The sequence below is a fragment of the Sphingomonas sp. GW821-FHT12D09 genome, assembly GCF_058807215.1.
Genome location: NZ_JBXAQL010000005.1, coordinates 1 through 16,829, shown reverse-complemented (window position 1 = coordinate 16,829; position 16,829 = coordinate 1). Strand labels below are relative to the sequence as shown.

Sequence of the window (16,829 nt, the reverse complement as noted above, 5' to 3'; positions counted from 1 at the left end):
GCTGAAAACGCGAAGGGCGGGTTCCCCATGGGGCCCGCCCTTTTGCTTTAGGAGATCCATGATGGCCGAGAAGTTCGAACGCCACCGCCAGCCCTGGCGCACCGACGAGCTCCAGAAGCTCCACACGCTGGCGAAGAAGGGCATGCCGCTGCGCGCCATCGCCAAGGCGCTCACCCGCAGCGAGGAATCGGTCAAGGAGCGCGCCAAGCTCGACGGGCTGAACATCGCCAAGCTGCACTGATGCCCGCCCCCGCCGCTGCATATGACGCCATCGTCCTGGGCGCCGGCGCCGCGGGGCTGATGTGCGCGCTCACCGCAGGCCAGCGGGGCAAGCGCGTGCTGCTCGTCGATCATGCGGAGGCCCCGGGCAAGAAGATCCTGATCTCGGGCGGCGGGCGCTGCAACTTCACCAATATCGGCACTGCGCCCGATCGCTACCTCTCCCAGAACCCGCATTTCATGAAGTCGGCGCTCGGCCGCTACACTGCGCAGGATTTCCTCGACCTGGTCGAGCGCCACCATATCGCCTGGCACGAGAAGACGCTCGGCCAGCTCTTCTGCGATGGCTCGGCCCGCCAGATCGTCGATATGCTGCTCGACGAATGTGCCCGGGGGCAGGTCGAGATCCGGCTCGGCGACGCGCCCAGGGTCGAGCATGCCGACGCCCGCTTCCGCATCACCTGCGGCACCCGCATTGCCGAGGCGCCGGCCCTGGTCCTCGCCACCGGCGGGCCTTCCATTCCCAAGATGGGTGCGACCAGCTTCGCCTATGATCTCGCCCGTCATTTCGGCCTCAAGATCGTCGAGCCCCGCCCTGCCTTGGTCCCGCTTACCCTGAGCGGCGAGGAGACGCTGTTCCGCGAGCTTTCCGGCGTCTCGACCGACGTCACCGCGCGCGCCGGCAAGGCGGCGTTCCGCGAAGCCGCGCTGTTCACGCACCGCGGCCTGTCCGGCCCGGCGATCCTCCAGGTATCGAGCTATTGGCGCCACGGCGAGAGCATCGGCATCGACTTCCTGCCCCAGGCCGAACCCGGCTGGCTGCTCGCCGCCAAGCGCGCCCGCCCGCGCGCGACGCTGCGCAAGCTGCTCGGCGAAGCCCTGCCCGCCCGCCTTGCCGACGCGCTTGCCGAGAAGCTCGCTTTGCCCACCGAACTCGCCAACACGGCAGACCGCAAGCTCGAGGACGCCGCCCGCCACCTCGCCGACTGGCGCTTCAGCCCGAACGGCACCGAAGGCTATGCCAAGGCCGAAGTCACGGTCGGCGGGATCAGCACCGCCGAGCTCAGCTCGCAGACGATGGAAGCACGCAAGCTCCCTGGCTTCCATGCGATTGGCGAGGCCGTGGACGTCACCGGCTGGCTGGGCGGCTATAATTTCCAATGGGCCTGGGCCAGCGGCCGCGCGGCGGGCCTGGCGCTCTGAACAGCGTTAATCCGCCGTTTGCCACGCCATTCGCTGCCTTCCGTAACGTCACTTCGCCATCCTTGGCACCTTACGTAAACGTTACAGGGAATTCACCTATTGAATTTCAGCGAAACGCGAATGTTTCTGCCAGGTGTCGCCTACAAATAGGGCAAGTTCGGACGTGCCAGGGACGGCCGAGCGAGAAAGCGTCCCAAGGCCGCATGCCGCGGGGCGCCTATCCTCAGGAGTGTTCCCTAATGCATTGGTTCCAGGCCACCGCGCCCATCCGCCTCAAGCTTCGCGTCGCGTTCAGCTCGCTGATCGGGTGCATGATCGCCGTCGCGCTCGTCGGGATGTTCGTCCCCTCCCTCTTCGCCCTGCCGCTGCTCGCGCTGGTGATCGGCGGCGCCGCGATCCAGTGCACCCGCTACCGCGCCGCCATCGCCGACCCTTATGTCGCCACCGTGGTCCGCATGGAGGCGCTCGCCGCCGGCGACCTCTCCAGCGCGATCAACTTCACCGAGTAAAAGGATTGCGTGGGCCGCATGACCCAGGCGATGCTCACCTTCCGCGACAACGCGGTCGAGCAGATCCGCCTGTCGGAAGAGCAGTCGGTCGCCGTCACCCAGCTCGGCACCAGCCTCGCGCGGCTCACCCGCGGCGACCTCACCGCAGAGATCGGCGCGGACTTCCCCGCCAGCTACGGCACGCTGCGCACCGACTTCAACGCCGCGCTCGCCTCGCTGCGCGACCTGATCGGCTCGGTGATGGAGAGCACCGACGCGATCCAGAGCGGCTCGGTCGAGATCGCCCACGCCTCGGAGGACCTCGCCCGCCGCACCGAAGCCAATGCTTCCAGCCTCGAACAGACCACCGCCGCCGTCACCCAGATGGACCAGCGCCTGAAGCTCACCGCCGCCTCGGCCGGGCGCACCGTCGAGCGCGCGGACGGCGCCATCGCCACCGTCGCCGGCGGCCGCGCGATCACCGACGAAGCCGTCCAGGCGATGACCCGCGTCGCCGACAGCGCCAAGGGCATCGACAGCGTCATCGAAGGCCTCGACAAGATCGCCTTCCAGACCCGCGTCCTCGCGATGAACGCCGCGGTCGAAGCCGGCCGCGCAGGCGAGGCGGGCCGCGGTTTCGCCGTCGTCGCCGACCTGGTCTCCGCCCTGGCGATGCGCGCCGAGGAGGAAGCCGGCCGTGCCCGCGACCAGCTCACCACCACCCAGACCGACATCGTCGCCGCGGTGGAGATGGTGCAGAAGGTCGATGGCGCGCTCGCCGATATCTCGGGCGATGTCGGCGAGGTCCACGCCCTGCTCGGCCAGATGGCGAGCGACAATGCCGCCCAGGCGACGGCGATCGGCGAGATCAGCACCGCGATCGGCACGATGGACAATTCGACCCAGCAGAACGCCGCGATGGTCGAGGAAACCTCCGCCGCCGCACGCAACCTCGCAGGCGAAGTCGCCGCGCTCAGCGAACAGGCCGGCAAGTTCGATGTCGGCGCCGCTGCCGCGCCCCGCACCAGCGTGCCCGCGCGCCCGCGCGCCCGCAAAAGCCGCGCGGCTATGTCTCCCCGGTCAAGCCGCTCGCCATGCCGGCGCCGGTCGGCGCCGCAGCCGGGGAATGGGCCAGCTTCTGAACCGCTGACACAGGATCGTAGCAAAAGCTGCCTAGGACCGACCGACATTCGAGACAGCCGGTCGGTTTCGTCCCCTGCTCGTCATCCCGGCCTTGTGCCGGGGTCCACCGTGAGGCGAGCGCTGAACTAGAGGCTCCTGCGACACGCTTGAGGCTCAGTGGACCCCGGCACGAGGCCGGGTGACGAAAGGGAGGCAGGTGCCTATCGGCTCCAAGCCGAAGCTATTCGGCACAGGGGCAACATGAACGACAGCACGCACGGCTACGACACCAGCGTCGGATACACCTACGGCTTCTACCGCGAGATGGCGCCCGCCTGGCTCGATCTCGCCGCCCGCGTCGCGGGTCACGCCGCCCCCCGCAGCGCCCCCAACGCCCCCTTCCGCTATCTCGAGCTCGGCGCCGGCCAGGGCTTCGGCCTCTGCCTGCTCGCCGCCGCCAATCCGCAGGGCGAATTCCTCGGCATCGACTTCCATCCCGAACATGCCGCGCACGCCCAGCGCCTCGCCGCCGAAGCGGGCCTGACCAATCTCCGCTTCGTCCAGGCCGATTTCCTCGACCTCGCCGCCGCTTGGCCCGCGGACTTCGGCCAGTTCGACTATGTCGCGCTGCACGGCATCTATAGCTGGGTGCCGCCGCAGGTGCGCGAGGCCGTCATCGCCTGCATCGATCACGCGGCCTGCGACGGCGCGCTGGTCTATGCCAGCTTCAACGCCCAGCCCGGCTGGCTCGCCACCATGCCCTTCCAGCACATCAGCCAGCTGATCAAGGAGACCAGCGGCAAGGCCGGCGACGCCATATTCGCGGAATCGATCGCGCTGTTCGACCGGCTGCGCACCGGCGGCGCGGCGACCTTCCGCATCCTGCCCGGCCTCGCCGCGCGACTCGACGCCGTGAAGCAGCGTAGTACCGGCTATCTCGTCCAGGAATATCTCCACGACCATTGGCAGCCCTTCTGGCACAGCGAAGTCGCAAAGGAGTTGGCCGGCATCGGCCTGGCCCATGCCGGCACCGCGACGCTCGCCGAGACGATGCTCCCCGCCATCCTGCCCCCGCCGCTGCGCGACACGATCACGGCCCAGGCTGATCCCCGGCTGCGCCAGGACGTGCAGGACTTCACGATCAACCAGAGCTTCCGCCGCGACCTGTTCCACCGCGGCAGCGATGCCCCCGCGCCCCAGCCGCTCGGCCAGACGCGCCTCCGGCTGCTCGCCCCGCCGGCGCCGGGCGGCACGGTGAAGGTCGAAGCTGCATTCGGCGAGATCGCGCTACAATATCCGGCGTTCGCCGGCATCCTCGAGGCGCTGGCTTCGGGGCCGCAATCGATCGATGCGATCGCCGCCCTGCCGGGCTTGCGCGAACAGGGCATGGCCAATGTCCGCCAACTGCTCCTGCTGCTGCTCCATAGCGGCGTGCTGGGACTGTCGGCGGAGACGAGCGACAATGCGGCCGCGCGCCGCCTCAACGCGGTGATCGCTCGCGAGGCGGCGGCCGGCCTGCCCTATCGTTACCTCGCCGCGCCGGCACTCGGTTCGGCGATCCCGGTGAGCGAGGCGGCGTTGAAGGCGTTCCACGGCGGTACCCCAGCCGCGCATTGGCAGGCTTTGGGCGCAATCTAGCTCTCACCGTCATCCCCGCCTTCGCGGGGATGACGGAATAGAGGAGCGGCCCTGTCACTTCGCCGCCAGCCGCCCCGCGCGCACCTCGCCGATCGCCGGCATGCTCGCCTCGATCCAGTCCGCCAGGCCCCGCACATGTGCCGCCGCCTCGCGCCCCATCGGCGTCAGGCTGTATTCCACCTTCGGCGGCACCACCGGATAGGCGACACGCTCGACCAGCCCGTCGCCTTCCAGCCATTGCAGCGTCTGGGCGAGCATCCGCTCGCTCACCCCGCCCACCTTGCGGCGCAACGCGCTGAAGCGGTGCGTGCCGCTTTCCAGCACGATCAGGATCAGCACGCCCCATTGGCTGGTGATGTGCTTCAGCACGTCGCGCGAAGGGCAGTCGGGCGCCATCAGGTCGCCGCGCCGGACGCGGGTCGAAAAGGCTTCGGAAGGATTTTCCATACTTACCCGAATGTATGTACTTACGATTAGTAAGCAAGGGCAATATCTGGATGTCCGTCACCACACAAGGAACGGACCAGAAATGACCATCGCTATCACCGGAGCCACCGGCCAGCTAGGCCGCCTCATCGTCGCCAGGCTCCAGGAGAAGCTCTCCGCCAGCCAGATCGTCGCGCTCGCCCGCAGCCCGGAAAAGGCGTCCGACCTCGGCGTCGAGGCGCGCGTCTTCGACTATGACCGCCCCGAGACGCTCGCCCCCGCGCTCGCCGGCATCGACACGCTGCTGCTGATCTCGGGCAACGAAGTCGGCAAGCGCGGCCCCCAGCACGCCGCCGTGATCGCCGCCGCCAGGCAGGCCGGCGTCGGCCGCATCGTCTACACCAGCCTGCTGCGCGCCGACACGACGCCGATCAGCCTTGGCACCGAGCACCGCGAAACAGAACAGGTAATCCGCGCCTCGGGCATCCCCCACACGATCCTGCGCAACGGCTGGTACATCGAGAATTACGCTGCCGGCGTGCAAGGCGCGCTCGCGCACGGCGCACTGATCGGTGCCGCGGGGGAAGGCCGCATCGCCGCCGCCACCCGCGCCGACTATGCCGATGCCGCCGTCGCGGTGTTGACCGGCGCCGGCCATGACGGCAAGACCTATGAACTGGCCGGCGACACCAGCTTCACGCTCGCCGACCTCGCGGCCGAACTCTCGCGCCAGGCAGGCCGCGACATTCCCTTCCAGAACCTCCCGGCTGCCGATTACGCCGCCGCGCTGGCAGGCGCCGGCGTTCCCGCCCCCTTCGCCGAGATGCTCGCCGGCTGGGATGGCGACACCGCGAACGGCGCGCTGTTCGATGACGGCAGGCAGCTCTCCAAGCTGATCGGCCACCCGACCACCAGCCTCGCCGACGGCGTGAAGGCACTGATCGGCTAGCCGAGCTTTTCCCCGGCGAAGGCCGGGGCCCAGACTAAGCGTTGCAACATCAAGTCTGGGCCCCGGCCTTTGCCGGGGAAAGAAGGACTGGCAATGTAGGATTTCGTTTGTTCTACCCTTGTAGATGCAGCGCCAGCCCGAGTCCCTTGCCCCGCATACGCGTAAGCGATTCAAGGGAATCAACATTTCTGCTGTAAAGAATTACAAGCCCCAACCGAAAACCGCGCAAATCCGCCATTTAATTGCTCAACCACTCGGTTGAACGACACAAAGCCACGTCCGCGGCAATCAACCTTCTTTTCGCTTGCCGTAATGCCTTCGCATCCCCATGTGCGGTGCCTCATGTCATTTGCTGAACTCCCTGCGCTTCTCGCCGAAGCGCTCGCATCGCGTGGCTATGCCGCGCCCACGGCCGTCCAGGCCGCTGTCATCGAACCCGAAGCCGCAGGCCGCGACCTCGTCGTCTCGGCCCAGACCGGCTCCGGCAAGACCGTGGCCTTTGGCCTGGCCATGCATCCCGAGTTGCTCGGCGAGGATGGCCGCGTCGTGCCGACCCGCGAGCCGCATGCGCTGATCATCGCCCCGACCCGCGAGCTCGCGCTGCAGGTCAGCCGCGAGCTGATCTGGCTCTATGGCCCCACCGGTGCGCGCATCGCCACCTGCGTTGGCGGCATGGACGCGTCGAAGGAGCGCCGCCAGCTCAACCTCGGCGCACACATCGTCGTCGGCACCCCGGGACGTCTGCGCGACCATCTCGAGCGCGGCGCGCTCGACCTGTCCTCGCTGCGCGCCATCGTCCTCGACGAGGCCGACGAGATGCTCGACATGGGCTTCCGCGACGATCTCGAGGAGATCCTCAACGGCACGCCGAACACGCGCCGCACCCTGCTCTTCTCGGCGACGATGCCCAAGCCGATCGTCTCGCTCGCCAAGCGCTACCAGAAGGATGCGCTGCGCATCTCGACCGTCGGCGAGGATCGCGGCCATGGCGACATCAGCTACCAGGCCGTCGCGGTCAGCCCGTCGGACATCGAGCATGCGGTGATCAACCTGCTCCGCTTCCACGAGGCCGAGACGGCGATCCTGTTCTGCGCGACGCGCGACAATGTCCGCCACCTCCACGCCACGCTGATCGAGCGCGGCTTCTCCGCCGTGGCGCTGTCGGGCGAGCATAGCCAGTCCGAGCGCAACAACGCGCTCCAGGCGCTGCGTGATCGCCGCGCCCGGGTCTGCGTCGCCACCGACGTGGCCGCCCGCGGCATCGACCTTCCCTCGCTCAGCCTCGTCGTTCATGTCGAGCTGCCGCGCGATGCCGAGGCGCTCCAGCACCGTTCGGGCCGTACCGGCCGCGCCGGCAAGAAGGGCACCGCCGTCCTCATCGTCCCCTATCCGCGCCGTCGCCGGGTGGAATCGATGCTGCGCGGCGCCCGCATCAACGCCGAGTGGATCGACGTGCCGTCGCCCGAAGCGATCCGTGCACAGGACCGCGAGCGCCTGCTCGCCGCCTTGCTCGCTCCGGTCGAGGTCGATGAGGAGGATACGGCGATCGCCGAGCGCCTGCTCGCCGAGCGCACCCCGGCCGAGATCGCCGCCGCCCTCGTCCGCGCCCACCGCGCCGCCCTCCCCGCTCCGGAGGAGATGATGGAGCGCAGCGCCCAACGCGAGGAGCGCCAGCCGGGCGCGCACCGCGAGGGCTTTGACGATGTGGTCTGGTTCCGCATGGATATCGGCCGTCGCCAGAACGCCGATCCGCGCTGGGTGCTCCCGCTGATCTGCCGCCGCGGCAATATCACCAAGAACGAAGTCGGCGCGATCCGCATCGGTCCGAACGAGACGGCGTTCCAGATCCCGCGCGGCATGGCCAACAAGTTCATGGCCGCCGTCGCCCGCACTGCCGAGAGCGAAGAGGACGTGCGTTTCGAGCCGTCCGACGGCCCTGTCGAGGGTGGCCGCCCGCCGCAGCAGCGCAACGGGCCGAACCGTCCGTCCGGCCCGCGTGGTCCTGGCGGCCCCGGCGCGCCGCGGCACCAGGCCAAGCCCTATCGCAAGGCGCCGCCGGCCCGGGGTCCCTCGCACCGGTGAGGGTCCTCGTCGACGCCGACGCCTGCCCGGTGAAGGACGAGGTCTACAAGGTCGCCTGGCGGCACGAAGTGCCCGTGGTGATCGTGAGCAACTCCTGGTTGCGCGTGCCCCAGCATCCGCTGGTCAGCCGCCAGGTGGTCAGCGACGGCTTCGACGCCGCCGATGACTGGATCGCCGAGCAGGCCGGCGCGGACTGTGTGGTGATCACCGCCGACATCCTGCTCGCGGACCGCGCCCTCAAGGCCGGCGCGAAGGTGCTTTCCCCGACGGGCAAGCCCTTCACCACCAGCTCGATAGGCTCGGCGATAGCGACGCGGGCGATCATGGCCGACCTGCGCGCCGGCGGCGACCAGATCGGTGGCCCCAGGCCCTTCTCGGCGACGGATCGCTCGGCCTTCCTCCAGGCGCTCGACCGCGAACTGGTGGCCTTGAAGCGACTTACCTAATCTTAGGAGACGTGCAGCTAACCTGCCCCGGCTATTGAGTGGGACTGCCGGGGACATGCACAAATTACCGCTGATCGCGCCGCAACCGCCGCGGCTGAGCGAGATGACCGAGGCTCTGCAGGCCATCGAGGCCCGCGGCGTCTACAGCAATGGCGGGCCCGTCGTCCGCGAGTTCGAGACGCGGGTCGTGGCCGAGCTGTTCGGCGGAGTGGGCGCGGCGCTGGCGGTCAACAACGCCACGATCGGCCTGATCCTGGCGATCCGCCAGGCCGCCATGGGCCGCAAGGGCAAGTATGCGCTGGTCCCCAGCTTCACCTTCGCCGCCACCGCCCATGCCGCGATCTGGGCTAGCCTGACCCCGATCCTCGTGGATAGCGACCCCGCCAACTGGGCCGCCAGCGCCGAGGCCGAGGAAGCCGCCCTGGCCCGCCACGCCGGCGAAGTGGCGGTGCTCGTCCCCTACGACACCTTCGGCACCTGCATCGACCTGGCCCGCTATGCCCGGCTCTCCGAACAGCACGGCGTGGGCGTGGTGGTCGATGCCGCCGCCTCCTTGGGCAGCCTGGATACCGGCGGCCGCGGCTTCGGCACCGGCGCAAGCTTCGCCAGCGTCTTCTCAATGCACGCCACCAAGACCTTCGCCACGGCCGAGGGCGGCCTGATCTACAGCGCAGATCCCGAGCAAGTCGAAGCGCTGCGGCGCATGCACAATTTCGGCTTCGGCATGCCCCGCTCGGCGACCGAGCCCGGCACCAACGCCAAGCTGCCCGAAGTCCTCGGCCTGCTCGCCCTCGCCAAGCTCGATAGGATCGACGCCGTGGCCGAGCACCGCGCCGCGCTCGACCGGGCCTATCGCTCCGGCCTGGACGGCGAAGTCGCCTTCCAGACGACCAGCGCCACCCGCCAGGTCGCCCAGTTCATGCCGATGCTCCTGCCCGCCGGCACCGACCGCGCCGCGGTGATGGCGGAGCTCGCCGACCAAGGCATCGGCTCGGGCCATTATTTCGCTCCGCACCTTGCCCAGCAGCCCTATTTCCAGCGCGCGTCCATCCTGAACCCGACTCCGGTAGCCGACGACATCGCCGCCCGCATGCTCTCGCTGCCGGTCACCGACGCGATGACCGAGGCGGATGTCGCCACCGTCTGCGGCGCGCTCCACGCCGCGCTGCGCAAGCCGCGGGTCGTGGTGCCCGCCCCGCAGCCCAAGATCCTTTCCACCGTCCTGATCGGTGGTGGCCCTGCCGGTGTCGCTTTCCTCATCTCGGCCAGCAAGAAGGGCAAGCTTCGCGCGCTTGGCTCCAGCCTCGCAGTGGTCGAGCGCGGGCCGAGCCTCGGCGCGGGCGAGCTGCCGGGCTATGCCATCACCTCGGACAGCACCGCCGAGACCTTCCTCAGCGCCGTGAAGGACAATCCCGAACCGGGCATCGCTGCCCTTATGGACCATCCGGCGTCCAGGGAGATCGCCCAATATATCGGCAAGCTCGGCGTACCGCTCCATCGCACCGGTTCCTTCCTCGAAGCGATGGGCCAGCGCGTCGGCGCGGTCGTTACCGAGGCCGGGGGCAGCGTGCTGACCCGCCATGAAGTGATCGACAGCCGCCGCACCGCCGCGGGCCTGTGGCAGACCCGCATCCGCGACCTCGGCACCGGCGAAGAGCGCGACCTGCTCTCGCAGAACATCGTCATCGCCACCGGCGGCTATCAGTCGGGCAGCGGCATCGCCGCCACGCCCGTCGCCGGCACCCCGCTCGGCGAGCAGGTCGGCGAACGGCTGATGCTGTGCGACGACATGCTGCGCACCGGCGGCATGGACCGCCTGCGCGCGCGCATCGCTCACACCCACGCGCCCAGGATCGCGATCGTCGGCGCCTCCACTTCCGCCATCGCCTCCGCCGTCCTGCTGCTCAAGTCCGACATCCCGTTCGGCGCCGAGAGCCTGAGCCTGCTCCACCGCGAGGAACTGCGCCCCTGGTACCCCTCGGCGGAAGCCGCGCATGCCGATGGCTTCACCGATTTCGGACCCGACGACATCTGTTCGCTGTCGGGCTTCGTCTATCGCCTGGCCGGCTTCAGGCTCGAAGCGCGCGAGCTCGTGCTGCGCATGCTTCGCATCGGCTGCCGCACTCCCGATCCGCGCGTCCGGCTCCACCAGTTGGGCGACGCCGACCCGGAAGCGGTGAGGATCCTCGCGGAGGCCGATGTCGTCGTCGCCGCGCTCGGCTATCGCCCGCACGCCCTGCCGCTGCTCGACGCATCCGGCCAGCGCATCGCGCTCGCCGCGCATGCCCCCGGCCGCCCGCGCCTGGCCGACCAGCTTTGCCGGGTCACCGATGCCGAGGGGCAGCCGCTTCCCGGCGCCTATGGCATCGGCCTTGCGGCGGGCTTCGTCCCCGAAGGGCGGCTCGGCGGCGAGAAGAGCTTCAAGGGCAAGGCCAATGGCCTGTGGCAATGGCAGAACGACGTCGGTCAGCTCATCGTCGACCAGCTGCTCGGCCACGCCGTGAGCCTCGCTGCATGAACGCGCCCATGGTCTCCGTCATCATGCCGGCCTATAATGGCGCGGCGTGGATCGGCGCGACGATCGACAGCGTCCTCGCCCAGGACTTCACGGACTGGGAACTGGTGGTCGTCGACGATTGCTCGACCGACGACACGCGCGAACTGCTCGCCACGCTCACCGACCCACGCATCACCGTGATCCATGCCACGGAGAATGGCGGCCCGGTCGTCGCCCGCAACACCGGCTTCGCCGCGGCGCGCGGGCGCTATATCGCCGGGCTCGACCAGGACGACCTCTGCAAGCCCGGCCGCTTCGCCGCGCAGGTGGCGTATCTCGACGCCAATCCCGGCACCGTGCTGGTCGCGACCGCCGCCGAGCTGCTCGAGGAAGGCCGCGTCACCCCCTGGCCCGGCGACCACCCGCTCACGCCCGCGGTGATCGACTGGCTGATCCTGACCCAGAACCCGCTGGTCTGGTCCACCGTCATGTTCCGCGCCGAGGCCGCCCGGCTGCTCGATCCGTTCGAGCGCCCGCAGGTCCGCTATGCCGAGGATTTCGACCTCTACCACCGGCTCGGCCGTTTCGGGCAGATCGCCCGGCTCGACGAAGCCCAGCTGCTCTATCGCTGCCACCCCGGCGGCGCGTCGAAGCGCTTCGCCGAGATGATGGCCGCCAGCGCCGCGCGCGTGCTGGCCGAGCGCTATCTGCCGGTGTTCGGCGCCGACGAGGCCCAGGCAAACGCCGAACTGGTGGTGCGCTATTTCATGGCGCGCGATCCGGTGCCAGACCTGATCACCCTCGGCCGGCTCTCGCGCATCCTCGCCGCGCTCCACGCCGACCATATCGCCCGCACCCCGCTGACCCCGCGGGAACGGATCGAAGTGGATGGCGAGCATGCGCGCCTGTGGTGGCTGGTTGCGCGGCCGGCCCTGCGCCAGGGCGCGGTGACCCTGCGCCAGGCGATGGGCGTGCTGCCCGAGAGCGTCCACCTGCCCAGCGGCGACCCGGACCGCCTGATCTCGCCGCTGATCGGCCGGGTGCGGGCGATCGGGCGCGGACTCGGGGTGGCGCTTTAGGCGAAGTACACGAAGTACGCCAAAAGCGGTTTTACGGCGGGCTGCGCAGTAGGATTTCTGCATGAGTCGCGGCGCTGGACAGAAATCCGCATTAATCTATTGATTCTATATAATAAAAACCCAAAAAATGCGCCGATCGGGCGCGCCGGAAAGCAGTAAGAGTCGCGACATGCAAGGCGCAGAGGGCCATGCCTTTTCGTGTAGGAGATCACGAGGTCAAGAGCGGCGGAGCTGGGCTCCGGCAGATCGAGCTGGGCAGGTGAGTACGTGCGAGATGAACGAAGTCGCGTTCTGCGAGGCGAACGAGCGCTTGCGACAAAGAGTGAAAGCAGGCGACACCAATCACGCCCCGGCGCTATCGCCACCTCCCCGCAGGGAGGTGGCGAGCAACGTATCAGAGCAGGTTCGTTGCGGTGGAATTTCCGCCCACCGTCCAGGTCGGCAAGACTGAGCATTCGCTGGCAGCAACCATCCCGACCCAATGATTGGAATCCGCAGTGTTCACACCATTTCCTTCCTCAAACCCATATGTCATGCGCGGCGAAGGACGATCGTCGCGGGCGACGCAATTGATGAACTGGTTGTTGGCGCCACCAAACACGGCGAACGCGGCTTCAACTTTCCTCGTCCCCGGATTGATGACGTATGCATTGCTGATCAGATTATGATGTCCATATACGCCGGGCTCTGTTCCCTCGGTCCCCTGGTCCGTAATCGCGATGCCGGCTTCATCCGGAGATTCAATGTGGATGTTGGTCAATGCGCAGCCAGCACTTGCATAGCATAGCGAAATACCATGACCGCCGCAGCTGATCGCGCGAAGATTACTTCCGGTGATGTAGGCGCAGCCCCCGTTGATCGCCATTCCGTCAAATCCAGTCGCGCCGAGACCGGATTCACCCCTGCCGCCGCCTATCACGGTAACATCGGTGAAGGTGCAGTAGGCGCTGTCTTGAAAATAGACCACTTCGCCCACGATGGGATTATTCAGTTTGATATTGTGAATTGAGCAATAATTACAGAATGTAAGCGCGACAAACCGGCCGGTCGTGCTATCGCCGATAACGTTGCGAATGGTGTTGCGCGTGCTCGGCTCGCCGAAGCCGTGCGTGACATTGATGATGTGAATGTCGTGCTGCACGCCGGTGTTCCGGATCTCGATGCCGTCTAGCGTGCAATCGGAACATCCCTCCATTCCGATCGCATGCCCCATTACGCCGATGATCTTGATATTCTCGAGACGACAGAATGAACTCTGCCTGCAATAAATTCCGAACACCCCGTTCGCATCGCCGGGAAGAGCCAGGCTCTCACCGTCCACCGTGAAATTGCTGATCGAAGCATGGCTGGTGCCAAAGAGTGCCAGCGGGCGTCGAACGGTTGCCCCGGCCTTCAGTTTGATGATCGTCGCATCGGGACCTTCTCCGTAAAGCGTGCGGTTGCTCGGTATCGTGATATCCTCCAGGCGATAGGTTCCCGCTGGCAGGAAGACGCGTCGTCCGGCGGCCAGCGCCTGATACAAAGCGGCACCGTCATCCGTCGAAGTGCCCGACTGCACCGCAGCGATTTGGGCGGTCGACATGAAATCGAACACCGAAACCTGCTCGAGCAGCTTCGTCTGCACCGTTCGGGACGAGGAACCCGCTCCGCCCTGCCGGAATCCGACCATGTTGGCTCCTTGGCCGATCCCGGTCGCGATGAGGTCTGCGGTATCAACGTAAGCCATTTTTGCTCTCCTCAGTTGAGAACATATGACGAACAAACAAAATCCTACATTGCAAGGCCGAATATATTCCGGCCGCTGCCATGCGCGCGAATGAATGCGGTGCTGGGGGAATTGAGCGCGGAGCCACGACCGCGCTCTCAAAATGGTGCCCCCGAGTGGATTCGAACCACCGGCCTGCGGTTTAGGAAACCGTCGCTCTATCCTGCTGAGCTACGGGGGCACGCGGCAAGCCCTAAGGGATGGGCGGGCCGGCGGTCAATCGCCTCGCGGGCTCAGTTGCACGCCTCGGGCGGAACCACCGGCAGCGGGAGGGCCGCAACGGGGACGCCTTCCTCGATCAGCGCCACGGCTTCGGCGGCGCTGGTCTGGCCGTGGATCGGCGCGTGGGGCGTCTCGCCCAGGTGCATGGCGCGGGCCTTGTCGGCGAAGCCGGTGCCGACCCATTGCGAGCCTTCCAGCGCCTTCGCCTGGATCGCGGCGAGCGCGGTGATGGCGGCCTTGATCGTCTCGGGCGGGATCACGGGTACGTCAGGCTGCGGGGCCGGCGCTGCCGCCGCCACCGCCTGATTGCCCTTGGCGCTCACATTAGGCGCCATCACGGCCTTCTCGACCTCCGCCCCGCCGCAGATCGGGCAGGCGACGAGCCCAGCGGCGCGCTGGCTTTCCCAAGCGCCGCTCGATCCGAACCACGCCTCGAAGACATGGCCCGTCCCGCATTTCAGGTCGAAGACGATCACGCCCCTGCCCTGGTCAGGCAGCGAGCAGCGGATCGAGCCCACCGCGCGCATCGAGCGCGGCGAGGTCATCGGACCCGCCGATATGCTTGCCGTCGATGAAGACCTGGGGAACGGTGGTGCGGCCCTGCGAACGCTCGAGCATCTCGGCGCGGCGCGGGCCGCCCATCGAGATGTCGATCTCCTCATATTCCGCCTGCTTGCTGTCGAGCAGCATCTTGGCGCGGGTACAATAAGGGCAGAAAGCCTTGGTGAAGATTTCGATCTTTGGCATTGTCCTGAAACCTGTGGTTGCGACGAGCGCTTGTCAATGTGCGCCCTCTTCTCCTTCGAGAACGCGCGCCCAGCACAGAAGGATCACTTTTGCCGCCCCGCCACGCTTGAGCAGCCGCGCACAGGCGTTCGCGGTAGCCCCGCTGGTGTGGACATCGTCGACCAGCACGACCGTCCTGCCGGCGAGCCGCGCGCGCGCATCGGGCGCAAGCGCGAAGGCGCCGGCGACGGCCTTTGCCCGGGCACGCACGCCGAGGCCGCGCAGCACCGGCGTGGCCTTCACGCGGCGCAGCAGATCGGGGGCGAGCGGAACGGCGTGCGCGCGGGAAAGCGATGCACCGATCAGCCCCGCCTGGTTATATCCCCGCGACCACAGCCGCCAGCGATGGAGCGGCACGGGGACGAGCAGATCGGCCTCCCCCGGCATCAGCCGCGCCATCGCCCGCGCCATGGTCGCCGCGCAGGCGAGCCGGCCGGAATATTTGAGCTTGAGCGCGACGCCGCTGGCGACCTCGCCATAGGCCACCGCGGCGCGGATGCCGTCATGCGGGGGCGGATCGGCGAGGCATGCGGCGCAGCACGCCCCCTCCCCCTGTCGAAATCGAAGGGGATATGGCAAGCGGCGCACCAGGGCGGCCCCAGGAAGCGCAGGCTTGTCCAGCAGGTGGGGCAGAAACGGTGGTCGGCGGGCGTGATCGCGCTGCAACCCGGGCAGCGTGGCGGGAGCGCGAAATCGGCGATCCGCGCAAGCGGACGCGTGAAGGGCGCGAGATAGGTTTGCAGCTGGGCCACGCCCGTCTTGTCCCCGGCGGCGCGGCGGCGCACAAGCGCGCCATGCCCCAAAATGGTCCCAGCGATTCCGAGATCTTCGACCGTGCGCTCCGCCGCAAGCGCCGCGACCGCGCCGCGCGGATGTCCGCCGAAGAGAGTTTCCTGCGCCAGCACATGCTCGAGGGCGTGGAGGCGCGGCTGGGCGCCGTGAAGCGCGAGTTCCGCGATGTGCTCGACCTGGGCAGCTTCCGGGGCGGCTTCGTGCTGCCCGGCGCCGACTTCACTCGGATCGAGCCGGGCGCGCTCTATGCCCAGGGCGCCGAGGCGATCCATGCCGATGAGGACCGCCACCCCGTGGCCGAGGCAAGCTTCGACCTGGTGGTGAGCATCGGCGTGCTCGACCAGGTCAACGACGTGCCGGGGATGCTCGCCCTCGCCCGCCGTGCGCTGAGGCCCGACGGGCTGTTCCTCGGCGCGTTCCTCGGTGCAGGCACGCTGTCGACCCTGCGCGCGAGCTTCCGCCAGGCCGAGGGCGACCGCCCGGTGGCGCGCTTCCACCCCCAGATCGACGTGCGCGCGGCCGGCGACCTGCTCGTGCGCGCCGGCTTCGCGCTGCCGGTGTCCGATGTCGAGACGCTGACGGTGCGCTATGGCAGCATCCTCAGCCTGTTCCGCGACCTGCGCGAGATGGCGGGCACCAACCTGCTCCCCGGCACCCCGCCCCTGACCCGCGGCGTAGTGGCACGCGCGGCGCAAGCCTTTGCCGAGCGCGCCGACCCGGACGGAAGGACGCCCGAGCGCTTCGAGCTCGTCTTCCTGACCGGCTGGGCCCCGGACGAGTCGCAGCCCAAGCCGGCACGGCGGGGGAGCGCTACGGCGAGTCTGGCGGAGGCGTTGAAGGGGAAGAAGTAGGCCAATGGATTATCTGGCTAGAATCCCTGCGCCGAAGGCCGTTCAGCAAGATCGCTTGAGGACCAGTTCGGATCCCTAGCGCGAGTCCTCGCGAGTTGGCCTGCTGAGATCGCTTAATGGGGAAGAAGATAATGGTCCGGAACATTCCGCTTGACATATATAACCAAATAGGTTATACGTCCCGCCGTTCTTCGTACCAGGCCAGTACGAAGATGCGGAAGGCCGGTGTCGCAACAGCGTCGCCGGAGGATCGGCGCGGAGTCG

At 68.0% G+C, this 16,829-nt stretch carries 15 protein-coding genes, 1 tRNA gene and 1 pseudogene; 11 read left to right on the top strand and 6 right to left on the bottom strand.

Features of this window, described 5'->3' with window-relative positions:
• Positions 1-61: 61 nt before the first annotated feature.
• The 5 genes from AC1RPL_RS19760 (at position 62) to AC1RPL_RS19740 (ending at position 4,670) form a co-directional block, all read left to right on the top strand.
• Positions 62-241, top strand: a complete 180-nt coding sequence (locus tag AC1RPL_RS19760; RefSeq protein ID WP_493071849.1) for a hypothetical protein — start codon at positions 62-64, stop codon at positions 239-241.
• Entirely contained in the window at positions 241-1,422 is a 1,182-nt protein-coding gene (locus tag AC1RPL_RS19755; protein ID WP_493071848.1) for a BaiN/RdsA family NAD(P)/FAD-dependent oxidoreductase, read from the top strand. The genes AC1RPL_RS19760 and AC1RPL_RS19755 overlap by 1 nt, the downstream gene beginning before the upstream one ends.
• A gap of 239 nt (positions 1,423-1,661) precedes the next feature.
• Complete coding sequence (locus AC1RPL_RS19750) at positions 1,662-1,931, top strand: hypothetical protein (protein ID WP_493071846.1); 270 nt, start codon at positions 1,662-1,664, stop codon at positions 1,929-1,931.
• A gap of 18 nt (positions 1,932-1,949) precedes the next feature.
• Entirely contained in the window at positions 1,950-3,182 is a 1,233-nt protein-coding gene (locus AC1RPL_RS19745) for a methyl-accepting chemotaxis protein (RefSeq protein ID WP_493072406.1), read from the top strand.
• Between the two features lie 111 nt (positions 3,183-3,293).
• Complete coding sequence (locus AC1RPL_RS19740) at positions 3,294-4,670, top strand: methyltransferase regulatory domain-containing protein (protein WP_493071844.1); 1,377 nt, start codon at positions 3,294-3,296, stop codon at positions 4,668-4,670.
• 54 nt (positions 4,671-4,724) lie between these two features.
• Here the strand turns inward: AC1RPL_RS19740 and AC1RPL_RS19735 are convergent, their stop codons facing one another.
• On the bottom strand, positions 4,725-5,117 hold the full coding sequence (locus AC1RPL_RS19735) for a winged helix-turn-helix transcriptional regulator (RefSeq protein WP_493071842.1): 393 nt from the start codon (positions 5,115-5,117) through the stop codon (positions 4,725-4,727).
• 82 nt (positions 5,118-5,199) lie between these two features.
• On the opposite strand from AC1RPL_RS19735, the gene AC1RPL_RS19730 reads away from it, so the two are divergent.
• From AC1RPL_RS19730 to AC1RPL_RS19710, 5 genes are all read left to right on the top strand, one after another.
• Positions 5,200-6,045 carry an SDR family oxidoreductase gene (locus AC1RPL_RS19730; protein ID WP_493071840.1) on the top strand — a complete coding sequence of 282 codons (846 nt, stop codon included), beginning with the start codon at positions 5,200-5,202 and terminating at the stop codon, positions 6,043-6,045.
• 342 nt (positions 6,046-6,387) lie between these two features.
• The gene (locus AC1RPL_RS19725; RefSeq protein ID WP_493071838.1) at positions 6,388-8,127 is read left to right on the top strand and encodes a DEAD/DEAH box helicase; all 1,740 of its coding nucleotides are present in this window, start codon (positions 6,388-6,390) and stop codon (positions 8,125-8,127) included.
• Positions 8,124-8,573: a YaiI/YqxD family protein gene (locus AC1RPL_RS19720; RefSeq protein WP_493071836.1), complete on the top strand. Its 450-nt coding sequence runs from the start codon at positions 8,124-8,126 to the stop codon at positions 8,571-8,573. Before AC1RPL_RS19725 ends, AC1RPL_RS19720 begins: the two co-directional genes overlap by 4 nt.
• Positions 8,574-8,628: 55 nt before the next feature.
• Positions 8,629-11,091, top strand: a complete 2,463-nt coding sequence (locus tag AC1RPL_RS19715; protein ID WP_493071834.1) for an aminotransferase class I/II-fold pyridoxal phosphate-dependent enzyme — start codon at positions 8,629-8,631, stop codon at positions 11,089-11,091.
• The gene (locus tag AC1RPL_RS19710) at positions 11,088-12,149 is read left to right on the top strand and encodes a glycosyltransferase family 2 protein (RefSeq protein WP_493071833.1); all 1,062 of its coding nucleotides are present in this window, start codon (positions 11,088-11,090) and stop codon (positions 12,147-12,149) included. Before AC1RPL_RS19715 ends, AC1RPL_RS19710 begins: the two co-directional genes overlap by 4 nt.
• Before the next feature lie 394 nt (positions 12,150-12,543).
• Here AC1RPL_RS19710 and AC1RPL_RS19705 read toward each other — a convergent pair whose 3' ends face one another.
• From AC1RPL_RS19705 to AC1RPL_RS19685, 5 genes and pseudogenes are all read right to left on the bottom strand, one after another.
• Complete coding sequence (locus AC1RPL_RS19705) at positions 12,544-13,875, bottom strand: right-handed parallel beta-helix repeat-containing protein (RefSeq protein ID WP_493071831.1); 1,332 nt, start codon at positions 13,873-13,875, stop codon at positions 12,544-12,546.
• Between the two features lie 143 nt (positions 13,876-14,018).
• Positions 14,019-14,095, bottom strand: a tRNA-Arg gene (locus tag AC1RPL_RS19700).
• Positions 14,096-14,147: 52 nt separating this feature from the next.
• Positions 14,148-14,612 (bottom strand): DUF1178 family protein, encoded by a 465-nt coding sequence (locus AC1RPL_RS19695; RefSeq protein WP_493072404.1) that lies wholly within the window; start codon positions 14,610-14,612, stop codon positions 14,148-14,150.
• Positions 14,613-14,625: 13 nt separating this feature from the next.
• Positions 14,626-14,883, bottom strand: a complete 258-nt coding sequence (gene grxC, locus AC1RPL_RS19690) for a glutaredoxin 3 (RefSeq protein ID WP_493071829.1) — start codon at positions 14,881-14,883, stop codon at positions 14,626-14,628.
• 33 nt (positions 14,884-14,916) lie between these two features.
• Positions 14,917-15,665, bottom strand: a pseudogene (locus tag AC1RPL_RS19685) (ComF family protein).
• A 51-nt stretch (positions 15,666-15,716) separates the two neighbouring features.
• Between AC1RPL_RS19685 and AC1RPL_RS19680 the strand changes: the two are divergent.
• On the top strand, positions 15,717-16,565 hold the full coding sequence (locus AC1RPL_RS19680) for a methyltransferase domain-containing protein (RefSeq protein WP_493071827.1): 849 nt from the start codon (positions 15,717-15,719) through the stop codon (positions 16,563-16,565).
• The last annotated feature ends 264 nt before the right edge of the window (positions 16,566-16,829 follow it).

What these genes read in the sequence shown, in the direction of transcription:
- AC1RPL_RS19760 (WP_493071849.1), top strand. Translation starts at nt 62, where the DNA reads ATGGCCGAGAAGTTCGAACGCCACCGCCAGCCCTGGCGCACCGACGAG.
- AC1RPL_RS19755 (WP_493071848.1), top strand. Translation starts at nt 241, where the DNA reads ATGCCCGCCCCCGCCGCTGCATATGACGCCATCGTCCTGGGCGCCGGC.
- AC1RPL_RS19750 (WP_493071846.1), top strand. Translation starts at nt 1,662, where the DNA reads ATGCATTGGTTCCAGGCCACCGCGCCCATCCGCCTCAAGCTTCGCGTC.
- AC1RPL_RS19745 (WP_493072406.1), top strand. Translation starts at nt 1,950, where the DNA reads ATGACCCAGGCGATGCTCACCTTCCGCGACAACGCGGTCGAGCAGATC.
- AC1RPL_RS19740 (WP_493071844.1), top strand. Translation starts at nt 3,294, where the DNA reads ATGAACGACAGCACGCACGGCTACGACACCAGCGTCGGATACACCTAC.
- AC1RPL_RS19735 (WP_493071842.1), bottom strand. Translation starts at nt 5,117, where the DNA reads ATGGAAAATCCTTCCGAAGCCTTTTCGACCCGCGTCCGGCGCGGCGAC.
- AC1RPL_RS19730 (WP_493071840.1), top strand. Translation starts at nt 5,200, where the DNA reads ATGACCATCGCTATCACCGGAGCCACCGGCCAGCTAGGCCGCCTCATC.
- AC1RPL_RS19725 (WP_493071838.1), top strand. Translation starts at nt 6,388, where the DNA reads ATGTCATTTGCTGAACTCCCTGCGCTTCTCGCCGAAGCGCTCGCATCG.
- AC1RPL_RS19715 (WP_493071834.1), top strand. Translation starts at nt 8,629, where the DNA reads ATGCACAAATTACCGCTGATCGCGCCGCAACCGCCGCGGCTGAGCGAG.
- AC1RPL_RS19710 (WP_493071833.1), top strand. Translation starts at nt 11,088, where the DNA reads ATGAACGCGCCCATGGTCTCCGTCATCATGCCGGCCTATAATGGCGCG.
- AC1RPL_RS19705 (WP_493071831.1), bottom strand. Translation starts at nt 13,875, where the DNA reads ATGGCTTACGTTGATACCGCAGACCTCATCGCGACCGGGATCGGCCAA.
- grxC (WP_493071829.1), bottom strand. Translation starts at nt 14,883, where the DNA reads ATGCCAAAGATCGAAATCTTCACCAAGGCTTTCTGCCCTTATTGTACC.
- AC1RPL_RS19680 (WP_493071827.1), top strand. Translation starts at nt 15,717, where the DNA reads ATGCCCCAAAATGGTCCCAGCGATTCCGAGATCTTCGACCGTGCGCTC.